The organism is Pseudomonas sp. BNK-45 (assembly GCF_047456255.1).
In the GTDB taxonomy this organism is placed as follows: domain Bacteria; phylum Pseudomonadota; class Gammaproteobacteria; order Pseudomonadales; family Pseudomonadaceae; genus Aquipseudomonas.
Window position 1 is genome coordinate 1,511,724 of sequence record NZ_CP179909.1, and the last position, 25,124, is coordinate 1,536,847.

General features: G+C 60.1%; 24 protein-coding genes, 2 tRNA genes and 1 rRNA gene. 18 read left to right on the forward strand and 9 right to left on the reverse strand.

All coding sequences use genetic code 11. The features are described from left to right. Positions 1–37 precede the first annotated feature (37 nt). The 11 genes from ACMGG8_RS06935 (at position 38) to ACMGG8_RS06985 (ending at position 11,002) form a co-directional block, all read left to right on the forward strand. Positions 38–1,081, forward strand: coding sequence for an ABC transporter substrate-binding protein (locus ACMGG8_RS06935; RefSeq protein ID WP_060841363.1), 1,044 nt, complete (start codon positions 38–40; stop codon positions 1,079–1,081). A 148-nt stretch (positions 1,082–1,229) separates the two neighbouring features. Continuing rightward, a complete protein-coding gene (locus ACMGG8_RS06940; protein WP_060841362.1) occupies positions 1,230–2,477 on the forward strand; it encodes an ABC transporter permease in 1,248 nt (415 codons plus the stop codon). Between the two features lie 13 nt (positions 2,478–2,490). Further along, entirely contained in the window at positions 2,491–3,315 is an 825-nt protein-coding gene (locus tag ACMGG8_RS06945) for an ABC transporter permease (RefSeq protein ID WP_016963813.1), read from the forward strand. A gap of 142 nt (positions 3,316–3,457) precedes the next feature. Then, positions 3,458–4,606, forward strand: coding sequence for an iron-containing alcohol dehydrogenase (locus tag ACMGG8_RS06950; protein WP_414159364.1), 1,149 nt, complete (start codon positions 3,458–3,460; stop codon positions 4,604–4,606). An 80-nt stretch (positions 4,607–4,686) separates the two neighbouring features. Then, positions 4,687–5,361, forward strand: a complete 675-nt coding sequence (gene rpe / locus ACMGG8_RS06955) for a ribulose-phosphate 3-epimerase (RefSeq protein WP_060841360.1) — start codon at positions 4,687–4,689, stop codon at positions 5,359–5,361. Next, positions 5,358–6,176 carry a phosphoglycolate phosphatase gene (locus ACMGG8_RS06960; RefSeq protein WP_414159365.1) on the forward strand — a complete coding sequence of 273 codons (819 nt, stop codon included), beginning with the start codon at positions 5,358–5,360 and terminating at the stop codon, positions 6,174–6,176. The genes rpe and ACMGG8_RS06960 overlap by 4 nt, the downstream gene beginning before the upstream one ends. 71 nt (positions 6,177–6,247) lie before the next feature. Next, positions 6,248–7,735, forward strand: coding sequence for an anthranilate synthase component I (trpE, locus tag ACMGG8_RS06965; RefSeq protein WP_060841358.1), 1,488 nt, complete (start codon positions 6,248–6,250; stop codon positions 7,733–7,735). Between the two features lie 12 nt (positions 7,736–7,747). Then, positions 7,748–8,341 (forward strand): aminodeoxychorismate/anthranilate synthase component II, encoded by a 594-nt coding sequence (locus tag ACMGG8_RS06970; protein ID WP_060841357.1) that lies wholly within the window; start codon positions 7,748–7,750, stop codon positions 8,339–8,341. 9 nt (positions 8,342–8,350) lie between these two features. Beyond that, on the forward strand, positions 8,351–9,400 hold the full coding sequence (gene trpD / locus ACMGG8_RS06975; RefSeq protein WP_414159366.1) for an anthranilate phosphoribosyltransferase: 1,050 nt from the start codon (positions 8,351–8,353) through the stop codon (positions 9,398–9,400). Next, entirely contained in the window at positions 9,397–10,233 is an 837-nt protein-coding gene (gene trpC / locus ACMGG8_RS06980; RefSeq protein WP_060841356.1) for an indole-3-glycerol phosphate synthase TrpC, read from the forward strand. Before trpD ends, trpC begins: the two co-directional genes overlap by 4 nt. Positions 10,234–10,300: 67 nt before the next feature. Further along, entirely contained in the window at positions 10,301–11,002 is a 702-nt protein-coding gene (locus ACMGG8_RS06985; RefSeq protein WP_060844781.1) for a biotin/lipoate A/B protein ligase family protein, read from the forward strand. Here ACMGG8_RS06985 and crp read toward each other — a convergent pair. Then, positions 10,999–11,643 carry a cAMP-activated global transcriptional regulator CRP gene (gene crp / locus ACMGG8_RS06990; protein ID WP_060841354.1) on the reverse strand — a complete coding sequence of 215 codons (645 nt, stop codon included), beginning with the start codon at positions 11,641–11,643 and terminating at the stop codon, positions 10,999–11,001. The genes ACMGG8_RS06985 and crp overlap by 4 nt on opposite strands. 234 nt (positions 11,644–11,877) lie before the next feature. Between crp and ACMGG8_RS06995 the strand changes: the two genes are divergently transcribed. Then, positions 11,878–12,300, forward strand: a complete 423-nt coding sequence (locus tag ACMGG8_RS06995; RefSeq protein ID WP_009045862.1) for an OsmC family protein — start codon at positions 11,878–11,880, stop codon at positions 12,298–12,300. A 73-nt stretch (positions 12,301–12,373) separates the two neighbouring features. On the opposite strand, the gene coq7 is transcribed toward ACMGG8_RS06995, so the two are convergent. From coq7 to hemJ, 6 genes are all read right to left on the reverse strand, one after another. After that, positions 12,374–13,021, reverse strand: a complete 648-nt coding sequence (gene coq7 / locus ACMGG8_RS07000; RefSeq protein WP_011063796.1) for a 2-polyprenyl-3-methyl-6-methoxy-1,4-benzoquinone monooxygenase — start codon at positions 13,019–13,021, stop codon at positions 12,374–12,376. Between the two features lie 131 nt (positions 13,022–13,152). After that, positions 13,153–13,491, reverse strand: a complete 339-nt coding sequence (locus tag ACMGG8_RS07005; protein WP_016963742.1) for a histidine triad nucleotide-binding protein — start codon at positions 13,489–13,491, stop codon at positions 13,153–13,155. A gap of 69 nt (positions 13,492–13,560) precedes the next feature. Beyond that, positions 13,561–14,349 (reverse strand): SDR family NAD(P)-dependent oxidoreductase, encoded by a 789-nt coding sequence (locus ACMGG8_RS07010; RefSeq protein ID WP_060844779.1) that lies wholly within the window; start codon positions 14,347–14,349, stop codon positions 13,561–13,563. 61 nt (positions 14,350–14,410) lie between these two features. Next, positions 14,411–15,328, reverse strand: coding sequence for a DUF805 domain-containing protein (locus ACMGG8_RS07015; RefSeq protein WP_060841352.1), 918 nt, complete (start codon positions 15,326–15,328; stop codon positions 14,411–14,413). A gap of 96 nt (positions 15,329–15,424) precedes the next feature. Further along, positions 15,425–16,393, reverse strand: a complete 969-nt coding sequence (locus ACMGG8_RS07020; RefSeq protein WP_414159367.1) for an NAD(P)H-dependent flavin oxidoreductase — start codon at positions 16,391–16,393, stop codon at positions 15,425–15,427. 32 nt (positions 16,394–16,425) lie between these two features. After that, positions 16,426–16,857, reverse strand: coding sequence for a protoporphyrinogen oxidase HemJ (gene hemJ / locus ACMGG8_RS07025; RefSeq protein ID WP_060841350.1), 432 nt, complete (start codon positions 16,855–16,857; stop codon positions 16,426–16,428). Positions 16,858–16,992: 135 nt separating this feature from the next. Here hemJ and argC point away from each other — a divergent pair, with 135 nt between their 5' ends. Together argC and erpA are read left to right on the forward strand one after the other, a co-directional pair. Next, complete coding sequence (gene argC, locus ACMGG8_RS07030) at positions 16,993–18,027, forward strand: N-acetyl-gamma-glutamyl-phosphate reductase (RefSeq protein WP_108545156.1); 1,035 nt, start codon at positions 16,993–16,995, stop codon at positions 18,025–18,027. Between the two features lie 169 nt (positions 18,028–18,196). Next, the gene (gene erpA / locus ACMGG8_RS07035; protein ID WP_011063789.1) at positions 18,197–18,547 is read left to right on the forward strand and encodes an iron-sulfur cluster insertion protein ErpA; all 351 of its coding nucleotides are present in this window, start codon (positions 18,197–18,199) and stop codon (positions 18,545–18,547) included. A 70-nt stretch (positions 18,548–18,617) separates the two neighbouring features. On the opposite strand, the gene ACMGG8_RS07040 is transcribed toward erpA, so the two are convergent. Further along, on the reverse strand, positions 18,618–19,709 hold the full coding sequence (locus ACMGG8_RS07040; RefSeq protein WP_414159368.1) for an anhydro-N-acetylmuramic acid kinase: 1,092 nt from the start codon (positions 19,707–19,709) through the stop codon (positions 18,618–18,620). 3 nt (positions 19,710–19,712) lie between these two features. Continuing rightward, on the reverse strand, positions 19,713–21,134 hold the full coding sequence (locus ACMGG8_RS07045) for a peptidoglycan DD-metalloendopeptidase family protein (RefSeq protein ID WP_060841347.1): 1,422 nt from the start codon (positions 21,132–21,134) through the stop codon (positions 19,713–19,715). A gap of 209 nt (positions 21,135–21,343) precedes the next feature. Between ACMGG8_RS07045 and tyrS the strand changes: the two genes are divergently transcribed. The 4 genes from tyrS (at position 21,344) to ACMGG8_RS07065 (ending at position 24,920) form a co-directional block, all read left to right on the forward strand. Continuing rightward, complete coding sequence (gene tyrS / locus ACMGG8_RS07050) at positions 21,344–22,543, forward strand: tyrosine--tRNA ligase (protein WP_414159369.1); 1,200 nt, start codon at positions 21,344–21,346, stop codon at positions 22,541–22,543. Positions 22,544–23,095: 552 nt separating this feature from the next. Next, positions 23,096–24,634, forward strand: a 16S ribosomal RNA gene (locus ACMGG8_RS07055). Between the two features lie 123 nt (positions 24,635–24,757). Further along, a tRNA-Ile gene (locus ACMGG8_RS07060) sits at positions 24,758–24,834 on the forward strand. A gap of 10 nt (positions 24,835–24,844) precedes the next feature. Continuing rightward, positions 24,845–24,920 (forward strand) — tRNA-Ala (locus ACMGG8_RS07065). Positions 24,921–25,124 lie beyond the last annotated feature (204 nt).

Below are 25,124 nucleotides of genomic sequence, written 5' to 3' on the forward strand. Positions count from 1 at the left end.
CCCTGCAACACCAACCTGCACGTGGAGAACACAATAAATGTTGAGATCCCTGAAATTCACCGCCCTGGCATTGGGCATGATGGGTGCGGCGCACGCCATGGCGGCGGGCCCGGACCTGACCGTGGTGTCCTTTGGCGGGGCGAACAAGGCGGCTCAGGTCAAAGCCTTCTACGCACCGTGGGAAGCAGCGGGCAACGGCAAGATCGTCGCTGGTGAATACAACGGCGAGATGGCCAAGATCAAGGCCATGGTCGATACCAAGAGCGTGTCCTGGGATCTGGTGGAAGTGGAATCCCCTGAACTGTCCCGTGGTTGCGACGAGGACATGTTCGAGCAACTGGACCCGGCGCTGTTCGGCAAGAGCGAAGATTACGTCAAGGGCGCTATCCAGCCGTGCGGCGTGGGCTTCTTCGTCTGGTCCACAGTGCTGGCCTACAACGCCGACAAGCTGAAAGCAGCCCCCAGCAGCTGGGCCGATTTCTGGGACACCAAGAAATTCCCGGGTAAACGCGGCCTGCGCAAGGGCGCCAAGTACACCCTGGAATTCGCCCTGATGGCTGACGGCGTCGCGCCCAAGGACGTGTACAAGGTGCTGGCCGGCAAGGACGGCCAGGATCGTGCCTTCAAGAAACTCGATGAGCTCAAGCCCAACATCCAGTGGTGGGAAGCTGGCGCCCAGCCGCCGCAGTACCTGGCTTCCGGCGACGTGGTCATGAGTTCGGCCTACAACGGCCGGATCGCCGCAGTGCAGAAGGAAAGCAACCTGAAGGTGGTGTGGAACGGCGGCATCTACGACTTCGACGCCTGGGCCATTCCCAAAGGCCTGGACAAGGCTCGCGCCGAAGCGGCGAAGAAGTTCATCGCCTACTCGGTCCAGCCGCAACAGCAGAAAACCTATTCGGAAAACATCGCCTACGGTCCTGCCAACACCCAGGCCGTGCCGCTGCTGGCCAAGGACATCCTCAAGGACATGCCGACCACCCCGGAAAACATCGCCAACCAGGTGCAGATCGACGTCAGCTTCTGGGCTGACAACGGCGAGCAGCTGGAACAGCGCTTCAACGCCTGGGCAGCCAAGTAACCACCCCCTGCCGTTGTAGGAGCGAGCTTGCTCGCGAAGGCGTCATCAGCATCAACCCTGATGTTGAAGGACGCCCTTCGATTTGCGGCCAAGCCCGCTCCTGCCGCCTGGTGGCTTGTATTCGAAAGATCGATTCGCGGAGTTTGTCATGACCATCACCGTTCCCCTGAACGCGGTCACCGGCCCGACCTTGAAGCAGCGGCTGGCCCGTGCCGAGCGGGTCAACCGCTGGAAGGCGCAGGCCTTGATCGCGCCCCTGGTGCTGTTTCTGTTGCTGGTGTTCCTGGTACCGATCGTGGCGCTGCTGTACAAGAGCGTCGGCAACCCGGAAGTGGTCGGCGGCATGCCGCGCACGGTGGCGGCCGTGAGTGCCTGGGACGGTCGTGGCCTGCCCGGCGAAGGGGCCTACAAGGCCTTGAGCGAAGACCTGGCGGACGCCCGCAAGAATCAGACCCTGGGCGACCTGTCCAAGCGCCTGAACATGGAACTGGCCGGCTACCGCAGCCTGCTGACCAAAACCGCCCGCGCCTTGCCGTTCAAGGCCGAGCCCGAATCCTATAAAGAAGCCATGGAAAGCCTGGACGAGCGCTGGGGCGACCCGGCCTATTGGCAGGCGATCCGTCGCAACACCAGCAGCCTGACCCCTTACTACCTGCTGGCGGCGGTGGACCATCGCATCGATGACCTGGGCGAACTGGCCCCGGCCACCCCGGACCAGGCCATCTACCTGGACATCTTCGCCCGGACCTTCTGGATGGGCCTGGTGATCACTGCCATCTGCCTGGCCCTGGCCTATCCCCTGGCGTACCTGCTGGCCAACCTGCCGGCACGCAAGAGCAACCTCTTGATGATCCTGGTACTGCTGCCGTTCTGGACCTCGATCCTGGTGCGGGTCGCGGCCTGGATCGTGCTGCTGCAATCCGGTGGCCTGATCAACAGCGCGCTGCTGGCCATGGGGGTGATCGACAAGCCCCTGGAGCTGGTGTTCAACCGCACCGGGGTCTACATCTCCATGGTGCACATCCTGCTGCCGTTCATGATCCTGCCGATCTACAGCGTGATGAAAGGTATCTCGCCCACCTACATGCGTGCGGCGATTTCCCTGGGTTGCCATCCGTTCGCCAGCTTCTGGCGGGTGTACTTCCCGCAGACCTACGCCGGGGTCGGCGCCGGTTGCCTGCTGGTGTTCATCCTGGCCATCGGCTACTACATCACCCCGGCATTGCTGGGCAGCCCGAACGATCAGATGGTCAGTTACTTCGTCGCCTTCTACACCAACACCAGCATCAACTGGGGCATGGCCACGGCCCTGGGCGGCCTGCTGTTGCTGGCGACCGTCGTGCTCTATCTGATCTACAGCTGGCTGGTGGGCGCCAGCCGCCTGCGTCTGAGCTAAGGAGAGAATCGAAATGCTGAGCCCCTACATGTCTCCCGTCGAACGGGTCTGGTTCTACAGCTTGCGGATTCTCTGCGGCTTGATCCTGTTGTTCCTGGTGTTGCCGGTGCTGGTGATCATCCCGCTGTCGTTCAACTCGGGCAGCTTCCTGGTGTACCCGTTGCAGGGGTTCTCGCTGCACTGGTATCAGGACTTCTTCGCCTCCGCCGAATGGATGCGGGCCCTGAAGAACAGCATCATCGTGGCCCCGGCCGCCACGCTGCTGGCCATGGTCTTCGGCACGCTCGCGGCCATCGGCCTGACCCGTGGCGACTTTCCCGGCAAGGCGCTGGTCATGGCCCTGGTGATTTCGCCGATGGTGGTGCCGGTGGTGATCATCGGTGTCGCCAGCTACCTGTTCTTCGCGCCGCTGGGCATGGGCAACAGTTTCTTCTCGCTGATCATCGTGCATGCGGTGCTCGGGGTACCTTTCGTGATCATCACCGTGTCGGCGACCCTGCAGGGCTTCAACCATAACCTGGTGCGCGCCGCGGCGAGCCTCGGGGCTTCGCCCTTGACCACCTTCCGCCGGGTGACCTTGCCGTTGATCGCGCCCGGGGTCATCAGTGGCGCGCTGTTCGCCTTTGCCACCTCGTTCGACGAGGTGGTGGTGACGCTGTTTCTGGCCGGTCCGGAGCAAGCGACCCTGCCACGGCAGATGTTCAGCGGCATCCGTGAAAACCTCAGCCCGACCATTGCCGCGGCGGCGACGCTGCTGATCGCCTTTTCGGTGATTCTGCTGCTGACCCTGGAATGGCTGCGCGGACGCAGCGAGAAGCTGCGCACCGCCCAGGTGTAAACCCTTCGCTTTCCCCGCCCGGACCACTGACTGTGGTCCCGGGCGAGGGGCGGCAGGGCATTCGTCCGCTGAATAGGCGACAACCGATAATCCACGTCTACGCTTGTGCCAGCTTCCACCTTCTATATAAGAGGCTGCGCACATGAGTATTTCCTCTTTCAAGATCGCTCATAAGCTGCTCACCGGCAGTACCGCCATCGAGCAACTGGCTGCTGAGCTGACCCGCCTGGATGTCGACAACCCGCTGATCGTCACTGATGCCGCGCTGCTCGAGTCGGGCACGGTGGCGCTGGCGTTGGCCCATCTGGGGGAGCGCGATTACGAGATCTTCGACCGGGTGCTGCCCGATCCGGAAATCGCCATCGTCGAAGACTGCATGCAGGTTTACCGCGAAGGCGGGCATGACGGTCTGATCGGGCTGGGGGGCGGCAGCGCCATCGACATTGCCAAGAGTGTCGCGGCCTATGCCGGCTATCACGGCGCCCTGGAAGACCTGTTCGGCATTGATCAGGTGCCGCGCAAGGGGCCGCCGCTGATTGCCATCCCCACCACCGCCGGCACCGGTTCGGAAGTCACCAACGTGGCGATACTGTCCGACAGGGCCGCGCAAATGAAGAAGGGCATTGTCAGCGACTACCTGTTGCCGGACGTGGCCCTGGTCAGTCCGCAGATGACCCTGACCTGCCCCCGCAGCGTGACCGCCGCCAGTGGCGTCGATGCCCTGGTGCACGCGATTGAAGCCTATCTGTCGCTGAGTGCCTCCGCGATCACGGATGCCCTGGCCATAGGCGCCATCAAGCTGATCGTCAAGGCGCTGCCCAAGGCCTTTGCCAATCCGGCCAACCTGCAGGCCCGGGAGGATATGGCCACCGCCAGCCTGATGGCGGGCATGGCCTTCGGCAATGCCGGGGTGGGGGCGGTGCATGCGATGGCCTATCCCCTGGGTGGCCGTTTCCATATGTCCCACGGGGTCAGCAATGCCTTGCTGCTGCCCTATGTCATGACCTGGAACAAGATGGCCTGTGTCGAGCGTATGCAGGATATCGCCGACGCCATGGGGGTGCAGATCGCGCACTTGAGTGCCGGCGAGGCCGCCGATCGGGCCGTGGAGGCGATGACCGCCCTGTGCGCCGCGGTGGAAATTCCCAGTGGCTTGCGCAGCTTTGGCGTGCCCGAGGAGGCGATTCCCGCCATGGCCGTGGAGGCTGCGGGGATCGAGCGTCTGATGCGCAACAATCCGCGCAAGCTGAGCCCCGCCGATATCGAGAAGATCTATCGCGCGGCTTACTGAACATCGCGGTTACGGTGTGCGCCCCAAAGCATGAGGTATACAATGCGCGCCATCGTGATTCCGCTCAAAAAAGGTGCGTCATGCAGCCCTTCGCTATTGCTCCGTCGATTCTCTCCGCCGACTTCGCCCGTCTGGGCGAGGAAGTGGACAATGTCCTGGCCGCCGGTGCCGATATCGTCCACTTCGATGTCATGGACAACCACTATGTGCCGAACCTGACCATCGGCCCGATGGTCTGCTCGGCGCTGCGCAAGTACGGGATCACCGCGCCGATCGATGCGCACCTGATGGTGACCCCGGTGGACCGCATCATCGGCGACTTCATCGAGGCGGGCGCGACCTACATCACCTTTCACCCGGAAGCCACCCTGCACGTGGATCGCTCCCTGCAGATGATCCGCGAAGGCGGTTGCAAGGCGGGCCTGGTGTTCAACCCGGCAACCCCGCTGGACGTGCTCAAGTACGTGATGGACAAGGTCGACATGGTGCTGCTGATGAGCGTCAACCCGGGTTTCGGCGGGCAGAAGTTCATTCCTGGGACCCTCGACAAGCTGCGTGAGGCACGGGCCCTGATCGATGCCTCCGGCCGTGATATCCGCCTGGAGATCGACGGTGGGGTGAACGTCGGCAACATCCGTGAGATCGCCGCAGCAGGCGCTGACACCTTTGTTGCCGGCTCGGCGATCTTCAATGCGCCGAACTACCGGGAAGTCATCGAGAAGATGCGCGCCGAACTGGCGCTGGCGCGCTCATGAGCGCATTTGAGCATCTGTTCCCGGGGCGTCTGCCGCGGCTGGTGATGTTCGACCTGGATGGCACTCTGGTCGATTCGGTGCCGGACCTCGCGGCCGCCGTGGATCAGATGCTGCTCAAGCTGGGGCGCAAGCCTGCGGGTATCGACGCGGTGCGCGAGTGGGTCGGCAATGGCGCGCCGATGCTGGTGCGCCGGGCCCTGGCCAACAGCCTGGAGGCCCAGGACGTCGACGATGTCGAGGCCGAGCACGCTCTTGAGCTGTTCAATGCGGCCTATGAGGACAGTCATGAGCTGACCGTGGTCTATCCCGGCGTGCGCGAAACCCTCAAGTGGCTGCACAAGCAGGGCGTGGAAATGGCCCTGATCACCAACAAGCCCGAGCGTTTCGTCGCCCCCTTGCTGGATCAGATGAAGATCGGCCGGTATTTCCGCTGGATCATCGGTGGCGACACCCTGCCGCAGAAGAAGCCGGACCCGGCGGCGCTGTTCTTCGTGATGAAGATGGCCAGCGTGCCGGCCTCGCAGTCGCTGTTCGTCGGCGACTCGCGCAGTGACGTGCTGGCGGCCAAGGCCGCAGGGGTCAAGTGCGTGGCGCTGAGCTACGGCTATAACCATGGTCGGCCGATTGCCGAGGAATCCCCGGCGCTGGTGATCGACAACCTGCGGGCGCTGATCCCCGGTTGCTTAGAACCTGCCGCTGAGATAACGTTGCCCGACGCTGTTCCATCCCCTTCTGGAAATTCCATCGTGGTGGTCACTCGCAAACTCTGGATGAAAGTCATCAAGGCCTTGGCCCGTTGGCGTTGGCGCGCCTGATTTTTGTCTGGCCGGCCCTGCCGGCGTGTTTGCATACCTGACTGTTAGACCCTCAAGCCACGAGGCATCCCATGATTCGCGAAGAATTCCTGCGTTTGGCCGCAGCCGGTTACAACCGTATCCCGCTGGCCTGCGAAACCCTTGCCGACTTCGACACGCCGCTGTCGATCTACCTGAAACTGGCCGATCAGCCCAACTCCTACTTGCTGGAGTCGGTGCAGGGCGGCGAGAAGTGGGGGCGCTATTCGATCATTGGCCTGCCGTGCCGCACCGTATTGCGTGTGCAGGGGCACCGGGTCAGCGTGACCCATGACGGGATCGAGATCGAAAGCCATGAAGTGGCCGATCCACTGGCCTTCGTCGAGGAATTCAAAGCCCGCTACAACGTACCGACCATCGCCGGCCTGCCGCGTTTCAACGGCGGCCTGGTGGGGTACTTCGGTTATGACTGCGTGCGTTATGTCGAGCCGCGCTTGGGCCAGTGCCCGAATCCGGATCCGATCGGCGTGCCGGATATCCTGCTGATGGTTTCCGATGCAGTGGTGGTGTTCGACAACCTGGCGGGCAAGATGCACGCCATCGTGCTGGCCGATCCGAGCCAGGACAATGCGTTCGAAGCCGGCCAGGCGCGTCTGCAGGAGTTGCTGGCACAGCTGCGCCAGCCGATCACCCCACGCCCCGGGCTGGATTTCAGCAAGCAGTCGGCGGCGGAGCCGGTGTTCCGCTCCAGCTTCACCCAGGGCGACTATGAGCGCGCGGTGGACACTATCAAGGAGTACATCCTGGCCGGTGACTGCATGCAGGTGGTGCCGTCCCAGCGCATGTCCATCGATTTTTCGGCCGCGCCCATCGACCTGTACCGGGCGCTGCGCTGCTTCAACCCGACGCCTTACATGTACTTCTTCAACTTCGGTGACTTCCATGTCGTGGGCAGTTCGCCGGAGGTGCTGGTGCGGGTCGAGGACAACCTGATTACCGTGCGGCCGATTGCCGGCACCCGTCCGCGGGGCGCTACCGAGGAAGCCGACCTGGCCCTGGAACAGGACCTGCTGTCGGACGACAAGGAAATTGCCGAGCACCTGATGCTGATCGACCTGGGGCGCAACGACACCGGTCGCGTATCCGAAATCGGTAGCGTGAAGCTCACCGAGAAGATGGTCATCGAGCGTTATTCCAACGTGATGCACATCGTCTCCAACGTCACCGGTCAATTGAAGGCCGGGCTGACAGCGATGGATGCCCTGCGGGCGATCCTGCCGGCGGGGACGTTGTCCGGGGCGCCGAAGATCCGGGCCATGGAAATCATCGACGAACTGGAACCGGTCAAGCGCGGCATCTACGGCGGCGCCGTGGGTTATTTCGCCTGGAACGGCAACATGGACACCGCGATTGCCATTCGCACCGCGGTGATCAAGAACGGTGAGCTGCATGTACAGGCCGGCGGCGGGATTGTTGCCGACTCGGTGCCGACCCTGGAGTGGGAAGAGACGCTGAACAAGCGTCGCGCAATGTTCCGTGCCGTGGCACTGGCTGAACAAACCCCCGCATCCAAGGCTTGAGGAGTTTCCACTATGTTGCTGATGATCGATAACTACGACTCCTTCACCTATAACGTCGTCCAGTACCTGGGCGAGTTGGGTGCCGAGGTCAAGGTGGTGCGCAATGACGAGCTGACCGTGGCTGAAATCGAGGCGCTCAAGCCTGAGCGCATCGTGGTTTCGCCCGGTCCTTGCACACCCACCGAAGCCGGTATCTCCATCGAGGCGATCAAGCATTTCGCCGGCAAGCTGCCGATTCTCGGCGTGTGCCTGGGTCACCAGTCCATCGGCCAGGCCTTTGGCGGCCAGGTGGTACGTGCCCGGCAAGTGATGCACGGCAAGACCAGCCCGGTGTTCCATCGTGACCTGGGGGTATTCAGCGGCCTGAACCTGCCGCTGACGGTGACCCGCTACCACTCGCTGGTGGTCAAGCGGGACAGCCTGCCCGACTGCCTCGAAGTCACTGCCTGGACTCAACTGGAAGACGGTTCCGTCGACGAGATCATGGGGCTGCGCCACAAGACATTGAATATCGAGGGTGTGCAATTTCACCCCGAGTCTATTCTCACCGAGCAGGGCCACGAGCTGTTCGCCAACTTCCTCAAACAGAGCGGCGGCACGCGCTAAGGACTTTTCATGGATATCAAGACTGCCCTGAGCCGTATTGTCGGCCATCTGGACCTGAGCACCGACGAGATGCGCGATGTGATGCGCGAGATCATGACCGGTCAATGCACCGATGCGCAGATTGGTGCCTTCATGATGGCCATGCGCATGAAAAGCGAAAGCATCGACGAAATCGTCGGCGCGGTGTCGGTGATGCGCGAGTTGGCGGACAAGGTCGAGCTCAAGACCCTCGACGGTGTGGTGGATGTGGTAGGCACCGGCGGTGACGGTGCGAACATTTTCAATGTGTCCACGGCTTCTTCTTTTGTGGTGGCGGCGGCCGGCTGCACGGTCGCCAAGCATGGCAATCGCGCGGTGTCCGGCAAGAGCGGCAGTGCCGACCTGCTGGAGTCGGCCGGGGTCTACCTGAACCTGACGCCGGTCCAGGTGGCTCGCTGCATCGACAACGTCGGTATCGGCTTCATGTTTGCCCAGTCTCATCACGGCGCCATGAAATATGCCGCTGGCCCGCGTCGCGACCTTGGTCTGCGCACCCTGTTCAACATGCTTGGCCCGCTTACGAATCCGGCCGGCGTGAAACATCAGGTGGTGGGCGTGTTCACCCAGGCGCTGTGCCGGCCATTGGCCGAGGTTTTGCAACGACTGGGCAGCAAGCATGTGCTGGTGGTGCACTCCCAGGATGGCCTGGACGAGTTCAGCCTGGCTGCACCGACCTATGTGGCCGAGCTGAAGAATGACCAGATCAGCGAGTACTGGGTGCAGCCCGAGGACCTGGGCATGAAGAGCCAGAGCCTGTTTGGCCTGGTGGTGGAGAGCCCGGCGGCGTCCCTGGAGCTGATTCGCGATGCCCTGGGACGACGCAAGACCGAGCATGGCCAGAAGGCCGCCGAAATGATTGTGCTCAATGCCGGTGCGGCGCTGTATGCCGCGGATCATGCCAGCAGCCTGAAAGAGGGCGTGGCCCTGGCTCACGATGCCTTGCACACGGGCCTGGCCCGGGAAAAGCTTGAGGAACTGGGCGCCTTTACCGCGGTGTTCAAGCAGGAGAATGAAGGATGAGTGTGCCGACTGTTCTGGAAAAGATCCTCGCCCGCAAGGTGCAGGAGGTTGCCGAGCGTAGCGCGCGTGTCAGCCTGGCCGAGCTGGAAACCCTGGCGCGAGCCGCCGATGCCCCGCGTGGCTTCGCCAAGGCTCTGCAGGAGCAGGCCAAGCTCAAGCAACCGGCGGTGATCGCCGAGATCAAGAAGGCATCCCCCAGCAAAGGTGTGATCCGCGAGAACTTTGTGCCGGCGGACATTGCCAGGAGTTATGAGAAGGGCGGCGCCACCTGCCTGTCGGTGCTCACCGACGTCGACTTTTTCCAGGGCGCCGATGCTTACCTGCAACAGGCTCGGGCTGCCAGCAAGTTGCCGGTTATCCGCAAGGATTTCATGATCGATCCCTATCAGATCGTCGAAGCCCGTGCCCTGGGGGCCGACTGTGTGCTGCTGATCGTCGCCGCGCTGGATGACGCGCGAATGGCCGAGCTGGCCGCGGTGGCCAAAGGCGTTGGCCTGGATGTGCTGGTGGAAGTGCACGATGGCGATGAGCTGGAGCGGGCACTGAAAACTCTCGACACGCCGTTGGTGGGGATCAACAACCGCAACCTGCACACCTTCGATGTCGACCTGGAAACCACCCTCGACCTGCTGCCGCGGATTCCCCGCGACCGCCTGGTGATTACCGAGAGTGGCATTCTCAATCGTGCCGATGTTGAGCTGATGGAAATCAGCAACGTCTATTCGTTCCTGGTGGGCGAGGCGTTCATGCGCGCCGAAAGTCCGGGCAGCGAGCTGCAACGCCTGTTCTTCCCTGAACGAGGCGTCCCGGTCAGCGGTTCGACCCTGGACTGAACCTGAAACACTGAACAAGCCGGCGATGCCGGCTTTTTCATATCCACTGCCAAGGACTTTCCCTGTCATGACTCAACCCCTTGCCTTGACCGTCGAAGCCGGCCTGCAGGCCGAGCAGGATCTGCTGGCTCAGGTGTGTGCCACAGAGCAGGAGTTTGGCCTGCTGTTCTGGCAACCCAGTGACCGGGCGCTGGTGATGCCGCGGCGCCTGAGCCGCCTGCCCGGATTCGAGCAGGCTTGCCAGGTGTCGGCTGCCAATGGCTGGCCGGTGTTGCTGCGGGAAACCGGTGGCGAGCCGGTGCCGCAGTCGGCGGCCACGGTGAACATTGCGCTGGTCTACGCGCCGCCGCGTAGCGAGGGGGATCAGGGGCGGATTGAAACGGCCTATCGACGCTTGTGCCAACCGATTTGCGACCTGCTCACTGAGCTGGGAGGCAATCCGTCGTTGGGAGAGGTGGACGGTGCCTTTTGCGATGGGCGCTTCAACGTCAATCTGGACGGTCGCAAACTGGTCGGCACTGCCCAGCGCTGGCGCCAGAGCAAGGGCGGGCAGCGGCCGGTGGGGCTGGTACACGGAGCCTTGTTGCTGGATAACGAGCGCGCCTCGATGGTGGAAGCGGTCAATAGCTTCAATCAGGCCTGTGGACTGGAGCAGCGTTGCCGGGCCGAAAGCCATATCGCCTTGCATGAGGCTTTTGCCGCCCCCGATGCCATCGGCCGGCTGGACAGTCTCTACCGCGAGATGCTCAAGGGCTTTCTGCCGGGTTAGCGGGTGCCGAACACCACCATGGTCTTGCCTTTGACGTGAACCAGATTGCGTTCTTCCAGGTCCTTGAGGACGCGGCCGACCATCTCCCGTGAACAGCCGACGATCCGGCCGATCTCCTGGCGGGTGATCTTGATCTGCATGCCGTCCGGATGGGTCATGGCATCCGGTTGCTTGCACAGCTCCAGCAAGCAGCGGGCAACCCGTCCGGTCACATCGAAGAACGCCAGATCGCCGACCTTGCGCGTGGTGTTGCGCAGGCGCTGGGCGATCTGCCCGCTCAGCACGTACAGAATGTCCGGATCGATCTGCGACAGCTCTCGGAACTTGGCATAGCTGATTTCCGCCACTTCACATTCCACCTTGGCGCGCACCCAGGCGCTGCGTTGCTGCTCCTGCCCGGCCTCTTCGAACAGCCCAAGCTCGCCGAAGAAGTCCCCGGCGTTGAGGTAGGCAATGATCATCTCCCGGCCGTCGTCGTCTTCGATGAGGATGGTCACCGAACCCTTGATGATGAAGTACAGGCTGTCGGACACGTCGCCGGCGCAGATGATGTTGCTCTTGGCCTGGTACCGGCGGCGTTGACAGTGCATCAGCAACTTGTCGAGATTTTTGATCCTGGAGGTGGGGGCAATAGCAACCATGGTTGTATCCCGAAAAGACTGCACGGTATGAGGTGTTTGTTATGGGGCGAACAGCGAAGCTGTTTGACGCTGGCGATGCGCCATTCATTTGGCGTCAGCTTAACAGACACATCCTAAGCGGATTTAAGATTTTTCTTGGTAAGGATCGGCAATAGGCCTACAGCGGGCAAAGCGCGGCCCGGGCAAAACCCTGTGCTAAGCTGGCGACCCTTTTTTAGCAGTGGAGTCTTGGCGATGAAGGCACGCATCCAATGGGCTGGCGAAGCCATGTTCCTCGGTGAGTCGGGCAGCGGTCATGTCGTGGTGATGGACGGCCCACCAGAAGCCGGTGGACGTAATCTGGGTGTTCGCCCCATGGAAATGCTCCTGTTGGGCGTGGGCGGTTGCAGCAACTTCGATGTGGTCAGCATTCTGAAGAAATCGCGCCAGGCTGTGGAAAGTTGTGAGGCCTTCCTTGACGCCGAACGCGCGACCGAAGATCCCAAGGTCTTCACCAAGATTCACATGCACTTCGTGGTCAAGGGGCGGGGCCTGAAAGAAGCCCAGGTCAAGCGCGCTATCGAGCTGTCGGCCGAGAAATACTGCTCGGCCTCGATCATGCTCGGCGCCGCTGGCGTGGCCATCACTCACGATTACGAAATCGTCGAGCTCGGCTGATTGGCGTCGATTGTTTCGGGCAAAGCAAAGGGCGCTCATGGAGCGCCCTTTTTTGTCAGCGGCAGTAGCGGGGTCAGATCCGGTAGGTGCTTTTGGTCATGACCTTGGCCAACAGGCTCATGCCGAACTTGACCGGTGCCGGGAAGCGAAAGCCGCCGGCTTCAAGGGCGGTTTCGGCGTGGTGTTCTTCGTCGATCCGCATCTGCTCGAGAATGGCTCGGGACTTTTCGTCCTCGGCCGGGAGCTGTTCCAGGTGCTCGTTCAGGTGTTTGCAGACCTGATCTTCAGTGGCAGCGACGAAACCCAGGCTGACCTTGTCGCTGATCAGGCCGGCCGCTGCGCCGATGCCGAACGACAGGCCGTAGAACAATGGATTGAGCACACTGGGATGGCTGCCCAGCTGACGGATGCGCTGTTCGCACCAGGCCAGGTGGTCGATCTCTTCTTCGGCGGCATGCTCCATGGCCTGGCGTACCTGGGGCAGCTTGGCGGTCAGCGCCTGGCCCTGGTACAGCGCCTGGGCACAGACTTCCCCGGTGTGGTTGATGCGCATCAGGCCGGCAACATGCCGGGTGTCCTCGTCACTCATCTGCGCTTCCGGCTGCACGATGGCCGGCGACGGGCGATAAGGTTGGCCACTGAACGGCAACAGCGTGCGCATGGCCATATCGGCCTGCAGCAGCAGGCGGTCAATCGGCGAGTAGTGACGTTGGGTAGTCATGCTTATCTCCGGGAAGAATCACGGCGGCCAGTTTACTCTAATCGATGGGGCGAAAACTGCGCTGGATCAGCGCACCCTCGTCGCAGACCGGACGAGAGGGCGCCGTGCAGGGGGGGGCGTGGGTGGGGCAATCAGCCCGGAGGCCAGTTCATCTGACGTTGACCCAGCACATGCATGTGAATGTGGTAGACGGTCTGTCCGCCCAGCTCATTGCAGTTCATCACCACCCGGAAGCCGTCTTCACAGCCTTGTTCCTTGGCCAGTCGCTGGGCGGTGAACAGAATATGCCCGGCCAGGGCCTTGTCGTCCTCGGTGAGGTCGTTGAGGGTGCGGATGGGCTTTTTCGGAATCACCAGGAAGTGCACCGGCGCTTGCGGGGCGATGTCGTGGAAGGCCAGAACCTGGTCGTCCTCGTAGATGATCTTCGCGGGTATTTCTCTGTTGATGATCTTGGTGAACAGAGTATCCACAGCTGTTTCTCCATTGGGTTGGTCCGGGCTGAGTGTACTCAGGCTCATCCTGTGCGCCCAGCCCGGCATCTAACGTGGGCAATAGGCCCGATTGACGTAACCGACGATCTTGCGGGTCAGCCAGCGCGAGCCGAGGCGGCTGCTGAAAGCCATCCAGCGGTTCAGGCGGCCGGGAATGATGATGGCGCGGTTCTTCTCCAGCGCGCGGACCGCGTACAGGGCCACTTCCTCGGGGCTCATGAGCAGTTTGCTGTCGTTGAGCCTTTGAGTGTCCATTTGTGCCGTGCGGAAAAAGCCCGTGCGAGTCGGACCGGGGCACAGCACCGAGACCTTGACGGCGCATTTCTTCAGTTCTTCGCGCAGGCCCTCGGAAAAGTGCAGAACATAGGCCTTGCTGGCGTAGTAGGTGCTCATCCACGGGCCCGGATAGAAGGCGGCTACCGAGGCGACGTTGAGAATCTGTCCGCCGCCCAGCAGCGCCATGCTGTTACCCAGGGCATGACACAGGCGGGTCAGGGCGAGGATGTTGACCTCGATCAGGTCCTGTTCGGTCATCCAGTCCTGGGCCAGGAAGGGGCCGCAGGTGCCGATGCCGGCGCAGTTGACCAGCAGATCGATCTGACGCTCGCCTTCCTCCAGTTCCAGCAGGAAGCCGGACAGGCGCAAGGGCTCCCCCAGGTCGCAGGCGCGAAACAGCACTTCGACACCAAAACGTTGGGTCAACTCCAGGGCGATGCTTTCCAGCTGATCACGCTGGCGGGCCACCAGAAGCAGGTTGCGCCCACGCCGGGCCAGTGCTTCGGCCAGGGCCAGGCCTATGCCGCTGGAAGCGCCGGTGATCAGAGCGTAACGGGTCATGCATTTCTCCATCGCAACGGCCGGTCGCCTGCGACAGGAAGGGTCGCAGGCTCGGACGCGTTTATTCTTGCTCGGATTCTACAGGGGCCGCGGCGCTGTCGGCGGGTTCAGCATCTTCGTCAACGCTGCCGGAGTCCACGCTTTCGCTGTAGCTGGTCTCGCTGTAGCGATCTTCCAGAGAACTCAGGCCACCGGCCACCATGCCAACGATCAATGCCACGATCAGTACCACCCACATCCACGACAGGACCTTGACCGCGGTGGTATTGGGCGGTGGTGGGGCGCCGTAGCGGTTGGCGACGTTGCTGCCCGGGCTGACCATCAGCACCAGGGGGAAGATGCTGCCGACGATTGGCACGAAGTTCAGCAGCCACAGCCAGCCGGACCAGCCCAGGTCATGCAGGCGCTGCACGCTGATCTGGATGCTGACGACGATGAAACCGATGAACACCACGATGCCGCCGACGATCCCCACTCCAGTGAGGAGCGTGGAGTTGAGCACAGCAGCGGAAAGAATGCCGAAGAACGCACCGACTCCGACCACGGCCAGCATCGCGACCGTCAGGACCAGGGTCCAGGCCAGGTAGCGCAGGCGACCGATGCGGCCTTCGAAGCTGAAGACATTGAGTGTGGCGTATTGCGGCAGAGCTTCGCCGACCGTGGCTTGGGGAGGCGCGTAGGGTGACTCGCTGATCGGCGCCGGGCTCGGGGCATGGGTGACCGCGTCCAGGTTCAGGTCCAGTGCCTGTTCAGCTTCGATACGGGCATCGATGCCGGCGTTTTTCAGGGCTTCCAGGTAGCGCTGGGCATCCGCTTGGGTCAGATCGCGTTTGAGCTCTACCCGTTGGCCGCTGAACAGACGCTCCACTGCGGCAGCATCGCTTTTGAACAGTTCGGCCAGGTTCAGTTGGGCGGTGGACTTCTCGACGCCGGGCAGCAGCGCGCCGTCGAAAACAATCTTGTAGCGAGTTTCGCTCATGGGGGGCATCCCTGTCTTTTGAAAAGAAGGCTTACATAAAAGGCGGCTAGTTTAAGGCCAGCGCCCCCCCGCTGGCCAAAAAACAATGAGAACGGGTTAACGTGGCCAGCGATTGCCCAACTGCGCGGCGCGTGCCTGGGCGGCCTGGTATTCGCTGTCCAGGCGGGCGATCAATTGATCGACGCTGGGCAGGTCGTCGATTTCGCCTACGCCTTGGCCGGCTGACCATACGGTTTTCCAGGCCTTGGCCTCGTCGCTGATGGGCTTGAGCTTGGAACCGAAATTGATTTCACCCTTGCCCTGCAGGGCAGCCAGGTCGAAACCGGCATTCTCCAGGCTTTGGCGCATGAAACTGGCGGGCACCCCGGACACGGCGGCGGTGTGCACGATGTCCGCAGCGCGGGAGCTGAGCAGCATCTCCTTGTAGGCGTCCGGTGCGTGACTTTCGCGGGTGCCGATAAAGCGTGTACCCAGATACGCCAGGTCGGCACCGAGCAATTGAGCGGCGAGAATCTCGTGGCCGCGGTTCAGGCAGCCGGCCAGCAGCAGGGTCTTGTCGAAGAACTGGCGGATTTCGGCGATGAGGGCGAAGGGGCTCCAGGTGCCAGCATGGCCGCCGGCCCCTGCGGCGACGGCGATCAGTCCATCGACTCCGGCTTCTGCGGCTTTCTCCGCGTGCCGGCGCGTGGTCACGTCATGGAACACCAGGCCGCCGTAGCTGTGTACGGCGTCCACGACCTCCTTGACCGCTCCCAGGCTGGTGATGACGATCGGCACCTGGTGTTCGATGCAGATCTGCAGATCCGCCTGCAGGCGCGGATTGCTGTTGTGCACGATCAGGTTTACCGCGTAGGGGGCAGGGTTCTCCAATTTGTCCAGCCCCGCCTCGATCTCTTCGAGCCAGGCCTTGAAGCCACTGCTTTCGCGCTGGTTCAGGGCCGGGAAGCTGCCGACCACGCCATTGCGACAGCAGGCCAGGACCAGTTCGGGGTTGGAGATCAGGAACATCGGCGCCGCCACCAGGGGCAGGTGCAGGTGTTGCTCGAGCAGAACGGGCAGTGACATTGGAGTACCCCCAGGCAAGTGACTAGTCAGTGTTAGAACGGCCTGACAACGACCAAAATTACGATAGCCAGCAATAGCAGAACAGGTACTTCATTGAACCAGCGATAAAAGACATGGCTGCGGGTGTTCTCGCCACGGGCGAAGCGTTTCACTTGAGCGCCGCACATGTGGTGATAGCCGATCAGGATCACCACCAGGGTCAGCTTGGCGTGCATCCAGCCGCCCTGGCCGAAGTAGGCGCTGGGGTTGAGGCTGATCAGCCAGATGCCGAAGATCAGCGCCGCGATCATCGCCGGGCCCATGATGAAGCGGTACAGCTTGCGCTCCATCAGGCAGAAGCGCTCGCGGCTGACGCTGTCTTCGCTTTGGGCGTGATAGACGAACAGGCGTGGCAGGTAGAACAGGCCGGCAAACCAGCAGACCACGCTGACGATATGAAAGGCTTTGAGCCATAGATAGAGCATTTTTAGTTATTCCCAGATTCACGGTGGCGAAGATAGTAGAGGGTAGAGCGGCCGCACGTCACCTTGACGGTTGTCGCAGGGGCGCGCCGCCCCTATTATCGGCAGCTTTCCAGTGGGTTCGTTGAGGGCAGGTTTATGGTCAAGGTCGGTATCGTCGGCGGCACGGGTTACACCGGTGTCGAACTGCTGCGTCTGTTGGCACAGCATCCGCAAGCGCGAGTGGAGGTCATCACTTCGCGATCCGAAGCCGGCCTGGCCGTCGCCGACATGTATCCGAACCTGCGCGGTCACTATGACGGCCTGGCCTTCAGCGTGCCGGACATCAAGACCCTGGGGGCTTGCGATGTGGTGTTCTTCGCCACGCCTCACGGGGTAGCCCATGCCCTGGCCGGGGAGTTGCTGGCGGCGGGAACCAAGGTCATCGACCTGTCGGCGGACTTCCGTTTGCAGGATGCCGATGAGTGGGCCAAGTGGTACGGCCAGCCCCACGGCGCTCCCGAACTGCTGGATGAGGCGGTCTACGGCTTGCCGGAAGTCAACCGCGAGCAGATCAAGAAGGCTCGGCTGATCGCTGTTCCGGGCTGCTATCCAACCGCTACCCAGCTGGGCTTCCTGCCGCTGCTGGAAGCGGGGCTGGCTGATGCGTCGCGTCTGATCGCCGACTGCAAGTCGGGTGTCAGCGGCGCCGGCCGTGGCGCCAGCGTGGGTTCGCTGTACTCGGAAACCTCTGAGAGCATGAAGGCCTACGCGGTCAAAGGGCATCGTCACTTGCCGGAAATCCGCCAGGGCTTGCGTCGGGCGGCGGGCAAGGATGTAGGTCTGACCTTCGTTCCGCATTTGACGCCGATGATTCGCGGTATTCACTCCACGCTCTACTCGACGGTGGTTGACCGTTCGGTTGATTTGCAGGCGTTGTTCGAGAAGCGCTATGCCAACGAACCCTTTGTCGATGTGATGCCAGCGGGCAGTCATCCTGAAACCCGTAGCGTGCGTGGCGCCAACGTGTGCCGGATCGCGGTGCATCGTCCGCAGGACGGTGATCTGGTGGTGGTGCTGTCGGTCATCGACAACCTGGTCAAGGGCGCTTCGGGCCAGGCGGTGCAAAACCTCAACATCCTCTTTGGCCTGGATGAGCGTCTGGGGCTGTCCCACGCGGGCATGCTGCCTTAAGGCCGTTTTAGCGTTGAACACAAAGGCCCGTCTGACGGGCCTTTGTGCGTTATGCGGGTAGCTGTACGACTATTGATATACCGTAACAATAGTTGACCGCTTTTCTAGGAGAAGCGGATAATGCGCGTCATTACGCAGTATGGCGGCTTAACGCCGGGAGATAGTCAGCATGAGCGTTGAATCCTTCACCCCCACGGCTTTGCAATTCACTCAAGGTGCAGCGCACAAGGTGAAGACCCTGGTCGACGAAGAGGGTAATGATCGCTTGAAGCTGCGCGTATTCGTTACGGGCGGCGGTTGTTCGGGGTTTCAGTACGGTTTCACTTTTGATGAGGAAGTGGCCGAGGATGACACCATCGTTGAGCGCGAGGGTGTGAGCCTGGTGGTAGACCCCATGAGTTTCCAGTACTTGGCCGGTGCTGAGGTGGACTACCAGGAAGGCCTGGAAGGTTCGCGTTTCGTGATCAAAAACCCCAATGCCACCACTACCTGTGGTTGCGGGTCATCGTTTTCGATCTGATCGATCGCTCAAAGCCATTCGCCTAGCGCCGCAGGGTCTGACGATCCTGCGGCGTTTTGCTGTCTGGTGTTCAAGCAGGGTAGATAGCGCCCAGTATCCGCAGGCCGCGGGCGCCGGTAACGCTGGGGCGGTTGGCGGCAATGCCTTCCATGCAGCAATGGGCCAGCCAGGCGAAGGCCATGGCCTCGACCCAGTCGGGATCCACGCCATATACAGCGGTGCTGCTCACCCGTGTCCCGGGCAGCAGGGCCGCGAGGCGCTGCATCAGGGCATTGTTGTGGGCGCCGCCGCCACAGACCAGAAGCTCCTGGGTGTCGCTCTGTGCCGCCTGCAGCGAGTGAACGATGGTCAGTGCGGTCAGTTCCAGCAGGGTGGCTTGCACATCTTCGGCGGGAAGCGGAGGGTGCTGTGCCAGCTGCCGTTGCAGCCACTGCAGATTGAATACTTCGCGCCCTGTGCTCTTCGGCCCCTGGGTAGCGAAGAACGGGTCGCTGAGCAGGGTTGTCAATAAGGACTGGTCGAGCTGGCCGCTGGCTGCCCACTGGCCGTTGCGGTCAAAGGTTTCTGCGCGTTGATCCTGTATCCAGGTGTCGAGCAGTACATTGCCTGGGCCGCAATCGAAGCCGGTCACCGGTTTGTCCGTCTCGATCAGGCTCAGGTTGCTGAAGCCGCCAATGTTCAGAACTGCGCGGTTTCCTGTACGCCGTTCGAACAGGGCTTCGTGGAAGGCCGGGACTAGTGGCGCCCCTTGGCCGCCGGCGGCTACATCGCGGCTGCGAAAGTCACTGACGACGCTAATGCCGGTGAGCTCTGCAAGCAGTGCCGGGTTGCCAATCTGCACAGTAAAACCGCGGCTCGGTTCATGACGTACTGTCTGGCCGTGACTGCCAATGGCGCGAATGTCCTCAGCTTGCAGTTGTTGCTGTTGCAGAAGGCTATGGATGCCCTGGGCAGCCAGCTTGACCCAATGCTGCTGGGCCATGGCGGAGCGGGCGATCTCGTCTGGGCCGCTGGCGCACAAGCTCAACAGCTCGGCGCGCAGGGACTCTGGCATGGGGATGTAGTGGGTGGCGATCAGTCTGATCGCCGGATCCTGCTCGATCAGGGCGATGTCCAGGCCATCAAGGCTGGTTCCGGACATGACTCCTATATAGCGCGCCATGGTTCAGCGCTTGCTCGAGGCCAGCATCGTGGCCTTTTCCTGCTCCATTCGAGCCATCAGAGGCTGGCTCTGCTGGAGGAAACGAGCACGTTCTGCCTTGGCGATCGGGTCGGCCATTGGCAGTTTCTGGCCCAGCGGGTCTACGTGGACGCCATTGACCTGAAACTCGTAATGCAAGTGTGGGCCGGTGGACAGGCCTGTGGTGCCGATATAGCCAATGACCTGCCCCTGCTTCACCGAGCCGCCGGTCTTGACACCTTTGGCGAAGCCTTGCATGTGGCCATACAGCGTGCGGTAGGTATTGCCGTGCTGGATGATCACGGTGTTACCGTAACCGCCGCGGCGACCTGCCAGCAGGACCTTGCCGTCGCCGGCGGCCTTGATGGGGGTACCCCGCGGAGCGGCATAGTCGACGCCCTTGTGAGCGCGGATCTTGTTCAGGATTGGATGCTTGCGCCCCATGGAGAAGCGTGAGCTGATGCGGGCAAAGTCCACTGGCGTGCGGATGAACGCCTTGCGCATGCTGTTGCCGTCTGCGGTGTAGTAGCTGCTTGAGCCTTGTTTGTTGGTGTAGCGCACTGCGGTGTAGGTTTTGCCACGGTTGGTGAAACGCGCGGAGAGGATATTGCCGGTCCCGACCACTTTGCCGTTGGCCACCCTCTGCTCATAGATCACGTCAAACTCGTCACCCTGGCGAATGTCCTGAGCGAAGTCGATGTCGTAGCCGAAAATGCTCGCCATATCCATGGTCAGGCTATGGGACAGGCCGGCACGGGCTGCAGACTGTGAAAGCGAACTGTTGATCACGCCGTGAACGTAGGCTGAGCGCACTACTGGCTTGGTGATCACTCGGTTGAAGGTAAAGCCTTTGGGGCCCTTGGTCAGCGTGATGGTTTCCAGGTCGCTGACTTTTGTGTGCAGGTTGTTCAACTGGCCGTCTGGAGTCAGTTCGAACTCCAGCTTCTGGCCATGTTTGAGCTGAGAAAACTGTTTGGCTTGCTTGTCGCTAGCCAGTATTTCGTGCACCGAGGTGGCGGGCAGGCCAACCTTCTCGAACAGCGTGGACAGGGTGTCGCCCTTGGTGACTGTTACTTCTCTGTGGCCTGGAGCTTTTGCTTCTTCCACGACGGCGGGCGCAGGCTTGCTTTCTGCGGTTTCCGTGGTGTCTTCCGGGGTGTTTTCGATCTGTGCGAAAGGTGAGGCTACTGCTTCAGTTGTGGCTTGTTCCGTAGATGCAGCGTCTTGATCTTGTGTGAGTTGCTCGATCGGGCTTTCCAGATCAAGGCTCAAGGTGGTTTTTTTGGCTTCAACATCACTGGAAGGGAATACCAGCAGAGCCAGACTTAGAAGGGCTGCTATGCCGCTTGCGGCGAGCAGGTGGCTCTTCGGATAAAGCGGTGGCGCTTTAGACGGTTCGGTGGTCATAGGTAATTTGACTTTGAAAAGATGAAATGGAAAAGATGAATGACATGATGAAGATGAAATAACTGTATAAAATATAACCAAATCATCTGTGACGCAAGCGCGCGGACACTCTGTTCTCTGAATGCACCCGTACGCCGGGCAAAACTTGTAATTAGTCCGTGATCTTGTATGGTTGGTTCCCTTTTGAATCTGAGCCTTGCGGGTCTGTTATGAAGTCGGTTGAAGAGCAGCTAGCGCTGATCAAGCGTGGTGCGGAAGAGTTGTTGGTCGAGTCCGAGTTGATCGAGAAGCTCAAGCGTGGCGTGCCGCTGCGTATCAAGGCCGGCTTCGATCCGACTGCGCCGGATTTGCACCTTGGGCATACCGTGCTTATCAATAAGCTGCGTCAATTTCAGGATCTGGGTCATCAAGTGATCTTCCTGATTGGCGACTTTACCGGGATGATCGGTGATCCAAGCGGCAAGAGTGCCACTCGTCCGCCGTTGACTCGCGAGCAGGTTCTGGAAAATGCCGAGACCTATAAAAGCCAGGTCTTCAAGATTCTTGATCCAGCCAAGACTGAGGTGGCTTTCAACTCGACTTGGATGGACAAGATGGGGCCGGCGGACTTCATTCGTCTGACTTCTCAATACACGGTTGCGCGCATGCTCGAGCGCGATGACTTCGATAAGCGCTACTCGACCAATCAGCCGATCGCTATCCATGAGTTTTTGTATCCGCTGGTTCAGGGGTACGACTCGGTTGCGCTGCGTGCTGATGTCGAGCTGGGTGGTACCGATCAGAAGTTCAACCTGTTGATGGGGCGTGAGCTGCAGCGCGGTTATGGTCAAGAGGCGCAATGCATCCTGACCATGCCGTTGCTTGAAGGGTTGGATGGGGTCAAGAAGATGTCCAAGTCCTTGGGCAACTACGTGGGTATCCAGGAAGCGCCAGGGGTTATGTATGGCAAGTTGGTTTCCATTCCTGATGCGTTGATGTGGCGTTATTTCGAGCTGCTCAGCTTCCGTTCGATGGAAGAAATCGATGCATTCCGCGCTGATGTCGAGGCGGGTGCGAATCCGCGTGACATCAAGATCAAGCTGGCTGAGGAAATTGTTGCGCGCTTCCATGGTGAGGAGGCGGCTGCAAGTGCTCATCGTGCTGCGGGCAACCGCATGAAGGATGGCGAGCTGCCAGAGGATCTGCCAGAGATCGAGCTGACGGCCACTGAGGATATGCCGATTGCTGCTGTCCTTAATAAAGCTGGGCTGGTTAAGAACGCAGCAGTGGCGCGTGACCTTCTGGGTTCTGGTGGTGTGCGCGTGGATGGCGAAGTTGTTGATCGCACCTTTATATATGTATTGGGCGCGACGCATGTTTGTCAGGCCGGCAAGAAGGTATTTGCGCGCATTACGCTCAAATCCGAATAAAACAGAAAATAGGTGTTGACGGCGAGTTATATGTCTCTATAATTCGCCCCACTTCCGGCGCAGTCGAAACGGAAAACTCCTTGAGATTCAACGAGTTACGCGGTTTTCGGCAGCGGTTACGCTTCAGCTCATCGAAGCCAGAAGCAGTTAGTAAGGCAGTGTGTTTTCGCCTTGTTAACGATTCGATCGTCTCGATCGAAAGCGGTTAAAAAGAGGTGTTGACAGCAGCGTGTAACGCTGTAGAATTCGCCTCCCGCTAACGAGAGATCGAAAGCGCAAGTGGTTGAAGTTGTTGAGGAAATCTTCAAAAGCTTCTTAAAAAATCGCTTGACAGTAAATGAGGCTGCTGTAGAATGCGCGCCTCGGTTGAGACGAAAGATCTTAACCAATCGCTCTTTAACAACTGAATCAAGCAATTCGTGTGGGTGCTTGTGGAGTCAGACTGATAGTCAAAAAGATTATCAGCATCACAAGTTACTCCGCGAGAAATCAAAGATGTAACCAACGATTGCTGAGCCAAGTTTAGGGTTTTCTCAAAACCCAAAGATGTTTGAACTGAAGAGTTTGATCATGGCTCAGATTGAACGCTGGCGGCAGGCCTAACACATGCAAGTCGAGCGGCAGCACGGGTACTTGTACCTGGTGGCGAGCGGCGGACGGGTGAGTAATGCCTAGGAATCTGCCTGGTAGTGGGGGATAACGTCCGGAAACGGGCGCTAATACCGCATACGTCCTACGGGAGAAAGTGGGGGATCTTCGGACCTCACGCTATCAGATGAGCCTAGGTCGGATTAGCTAGTTGGTGAGGTAATGGCTCACCAAGGCTACGATCCGTAACTGGTCTGAGAGGATGATCAGTCACACTGGAACTGAGACACGGTCCAGACTCCTACGGGAGGCAGCAGTGGGGAATATTGGACAATGGGCGAAAGCCTGATCCAGCCATGCCGCGTGTGTGAAGAAGGTCTTCGGATTGTAAAGCACTTTAAGTTGGGAGGAAGGGTACTTACCTAATACGTGAGTATTTTGACGTTACCGACAGAATAAGCACCGGCTAACTCTGTGCCAGCAGCCGCGGTAATACAGAGGGTGCAAGCGTTAATCGGAATTACTGGGCGTAAAGCGCGCGTAGGTGGTTTGTTAAGTTGGATGTGAAAGCCCCGGGCTCAACCTGGGAACTGCATCCAAAACTGGCAAGCTAGAGTATGGTAGAGGGTGGTGGAATTTCCTGTGTAGCGGTGAAATGCGTAGATATAGGAAGGAACACCAGTGGCGAAGGCGACCACCTGGACTGATACTGACACTGAGGTGCGAAAGCGTGGGGAGCAAACAGGATTAGATACCCTGGTAGTCCACGCCGTAAACGATGTCAACTAGCCGTTGGGAGCCTTGAGCTCTTAGTGGCGCAGCTAACGCATTAAGTTGACCGCCTGGGGAGTACGGCCGCAAGGTTAAAACTCAAATGAATTGACGGGGGCCCGCACAAGCGGTGGAGCATGTGGTTTAATTCGAAGCAACGCGAAGAACCTTACCAGGCCTTGACATCCAATGAACTTTCCAGAGATGGATTGGTGCCTTCGGGAGCATTGAGACAGGTGCTGCATGGCTGTCGTCAGCTCGTGTCGTGAGATGTTGGGTTAAGTCCCGTAACGAGCGCAACCCTTGTCCTTAGTTACCAGCACGTTATGGTGGGCACTCTAAGGAGACTGCCGGTGACAAACCGGAGGAAGGTGGGGATGACGTCAAGTCATCATGGCCCTTACGGCCTGGGCTACACACGTGCTACAATGGTCGGTACAAAGGGTTGCCAAGCCGCGAGGTGGAGCTAATCCCATAAAACCGATCGTAGTCCGGATCGCAGTCTGCAACTCGACTGCGTGAAGTCGGAATCGCTAGTAATCGCGAATCAGAATGTCGCGGTGAATACGTTCCCGGGCCTTGTACACACCGCCCGTCACACCATGGGAGTGGGTTGCACCAGAAGTAGCTAGTCTAACCTTCGGGGGGACGGTTACCACGGTGTGATTCATGACTGGGGTGAAGTCGTAACAAGGTAGCCGTAGGGGAACCTGCGGCTGGATCACCTCCTTAATCGACGACATCAGCTGCTTCATAAGCTCCCACACGAATTGCTTGATTCATTGAAGAAGACGATAGAAGCAGCTTTAAGCTCCAAGCTGATAGCTCCAAGCTAACAGTTACAAGCTCGAAATTGGGTCTGTAGCTCAGTTGGTTAGAGCGCACCCCTGATAAGGGTGAGGTCGGCAGTTCGAATCTGCCCAGACCCACCAATTTTGTTATGGGGCCATAGCTCAGCTGGGAGAGCGCCTGCCTTGCACGCAGGAGGTCAGCGGTTCGATCCCGCTTGGCTCCACCATAAACTGCTTCTGAAAGCTTAGAAATGAGCATTCACATTGAATGTTGATTTCTAGTCTTTTGATTAGATCGTTCTTTAAAAATTTGGGTATGTGATAGAAAGATAGACTGAACGTTACTTTCACTGGTAACGGATCAGGCTAAGGTAAAATTTGTGAGTTAAATTGCAAATTTTCGGCGAATGTCGTCTTCATAGTATAACCAG

Coding starts and splice junctions, on each gene's coding strand:
- ACMGG8_RS06935 (WP_060841363.1), top strand. CDS start 38: ATGTTGAGATCCCTGAAATTCACCGCCCTGGCATTGGGCATGATGGGT.
- ACMGG8_RS06940 (WP_060841362.1), top strand. CDS start 1,230: ATGACCATCACCGTTCCCCTGAACGCGGTCACCGGCCCGACCTTGAAG.
- ACMGG8_RS06945 (WP_016963813.1), top strand. CDS start 2,491: ATGCTGAGCCCCTACATGTCTCCCGTCGAACGGGTCTGGTTCTACAGC.
- ACMGG8_RS06950 (WP_414159364.1), top strand. CDS start 3,458: ATGAGTATTTCCTCTTTCAAGATCGCTCATAAGCTGCTCACCGGCAGT.
- rpe (WP_060841360.1), top strand. CDS start 4,687: ATGCAGCCCTTCGCTATTGCTCCGTCGATTCTCTCCGCCGACTTCGCC.
- ACMGG8_RS06960 (WP_414159365.1), top strand. CDS start 5,358: ATGAGCGCATTTGAGCATCTGTTCCCGGGGCGTCTGCCGCGGCTGGTG.
- trpE (WP_060841358.1), top strand. CDS start 6,248: ATGATTCGCGAAGAATTCCTGCGTTTGGCCGCAGCCGGTTACAACCGT.
- ACMGG8_RS06970 (WP_060841357.1), top strand. CDS start 7,748: ATGTTGCTGATGATCGATAACTACGACTCCTTCACCTATAACGTCGTC.
- trpD (WP_414159366.1), top strand. CDS start 8,351: ATGGATATCAAGACTGCCCTGAGCCGTATTGTCGGCCATCTGGACCTG.
- trpC (WP_060841356.1), top strand. CDS start 9,397: ATGAGTGTGCCGACTGTTCTGGAAAAGATCCTCGCCCGCAAGGTGCAG.
- ACMGG8_RS06985 (WP_060844781.1), top strand. CDS start 10,301: ATGACTCAACCCCTTGCCTTGACCGTCGAAGCCGGCCTGCAGGCCGAG.
- crp (WP_060841354.1), bottom strand. CDS start 11,643: ATGGTTGCTATTGCCCCCACCTCCAGGATCAAAAATCTCGACAAGTTG.
- ACMGG8_RS06995 (WP_009045862.1), top strand. CDS start 11,878: ATGAAGGCACGCATCCAATGGGCTGGCGAAGCCATGTTCCTCGGTGAG.
- coq7 (WP_011063796.1), bottom strand. CDS start 13,021: ATGACTACCCAACGTCACTACTCGCCGATTGACCGCCTGCTGCTGCAG.
- ACMGG8_RS07010 (WP_060844779.1), bottom strand. CDS start 14,349: ATGACCCGTTACGCTCTGATCACCGGCGCTTCCAGCGGCATAGGCCTG.
- ACMGG8_RS07015 (WP_060841352.1), bottom strand. CDS start 15,328: ATGAGCGAAACTCGCTACAAGATTGTTTTCGACGGCGCGCTGCTGCCC.
- ACMGG8_RS07020 (WP_414159367.1), bottom strand. CDS start 16,393: ATGTCACTGCCCGTTCTGCTCGAGCAACACCTGCACCTGCCCCTGGTG.
- hemJ (WP_060841350.1), bottom strand. CDS start 16,857: ATGCTCTATCTATGGCTCAAAGCCTTTCATATCGTCAGCGTGGTCTGC.
- argC (WP_108545156.1), top strand. CDS start 16,993: ATGGTCAAGGTCGGTATCGTCGGCGGCACGGGTTACACCGGTGTCGAA.
- erpA (WP_011063789.1), top strand. CDS start 18,197: ATGAGCGTTGAATCCTTCACCCCCACGGCTTTGCAATTCACTCAAGGT.
- ACMGG8_RS07040 (WP_414159368.1), bottom strand. CDS start 19,709: ATGGCGCGCTATATAGGAGTCATGTCCGGAACCAGCCTTGATGGCCTG.
- ACMGG8_RS07045 (WP_060841347.1), bottom strand. CDS start 21,134: ATGACCACCGAACCGTCTAAAGCGCCACCGCTTTATCCGAAGAGCCAC.
- tyrS (WP_414159369.1), top strand. CDS start 21,344: ATGAAGTCGGTTGAAGAGCAGCTAGCGCTGATCAAGCGTGGTGCGGAA.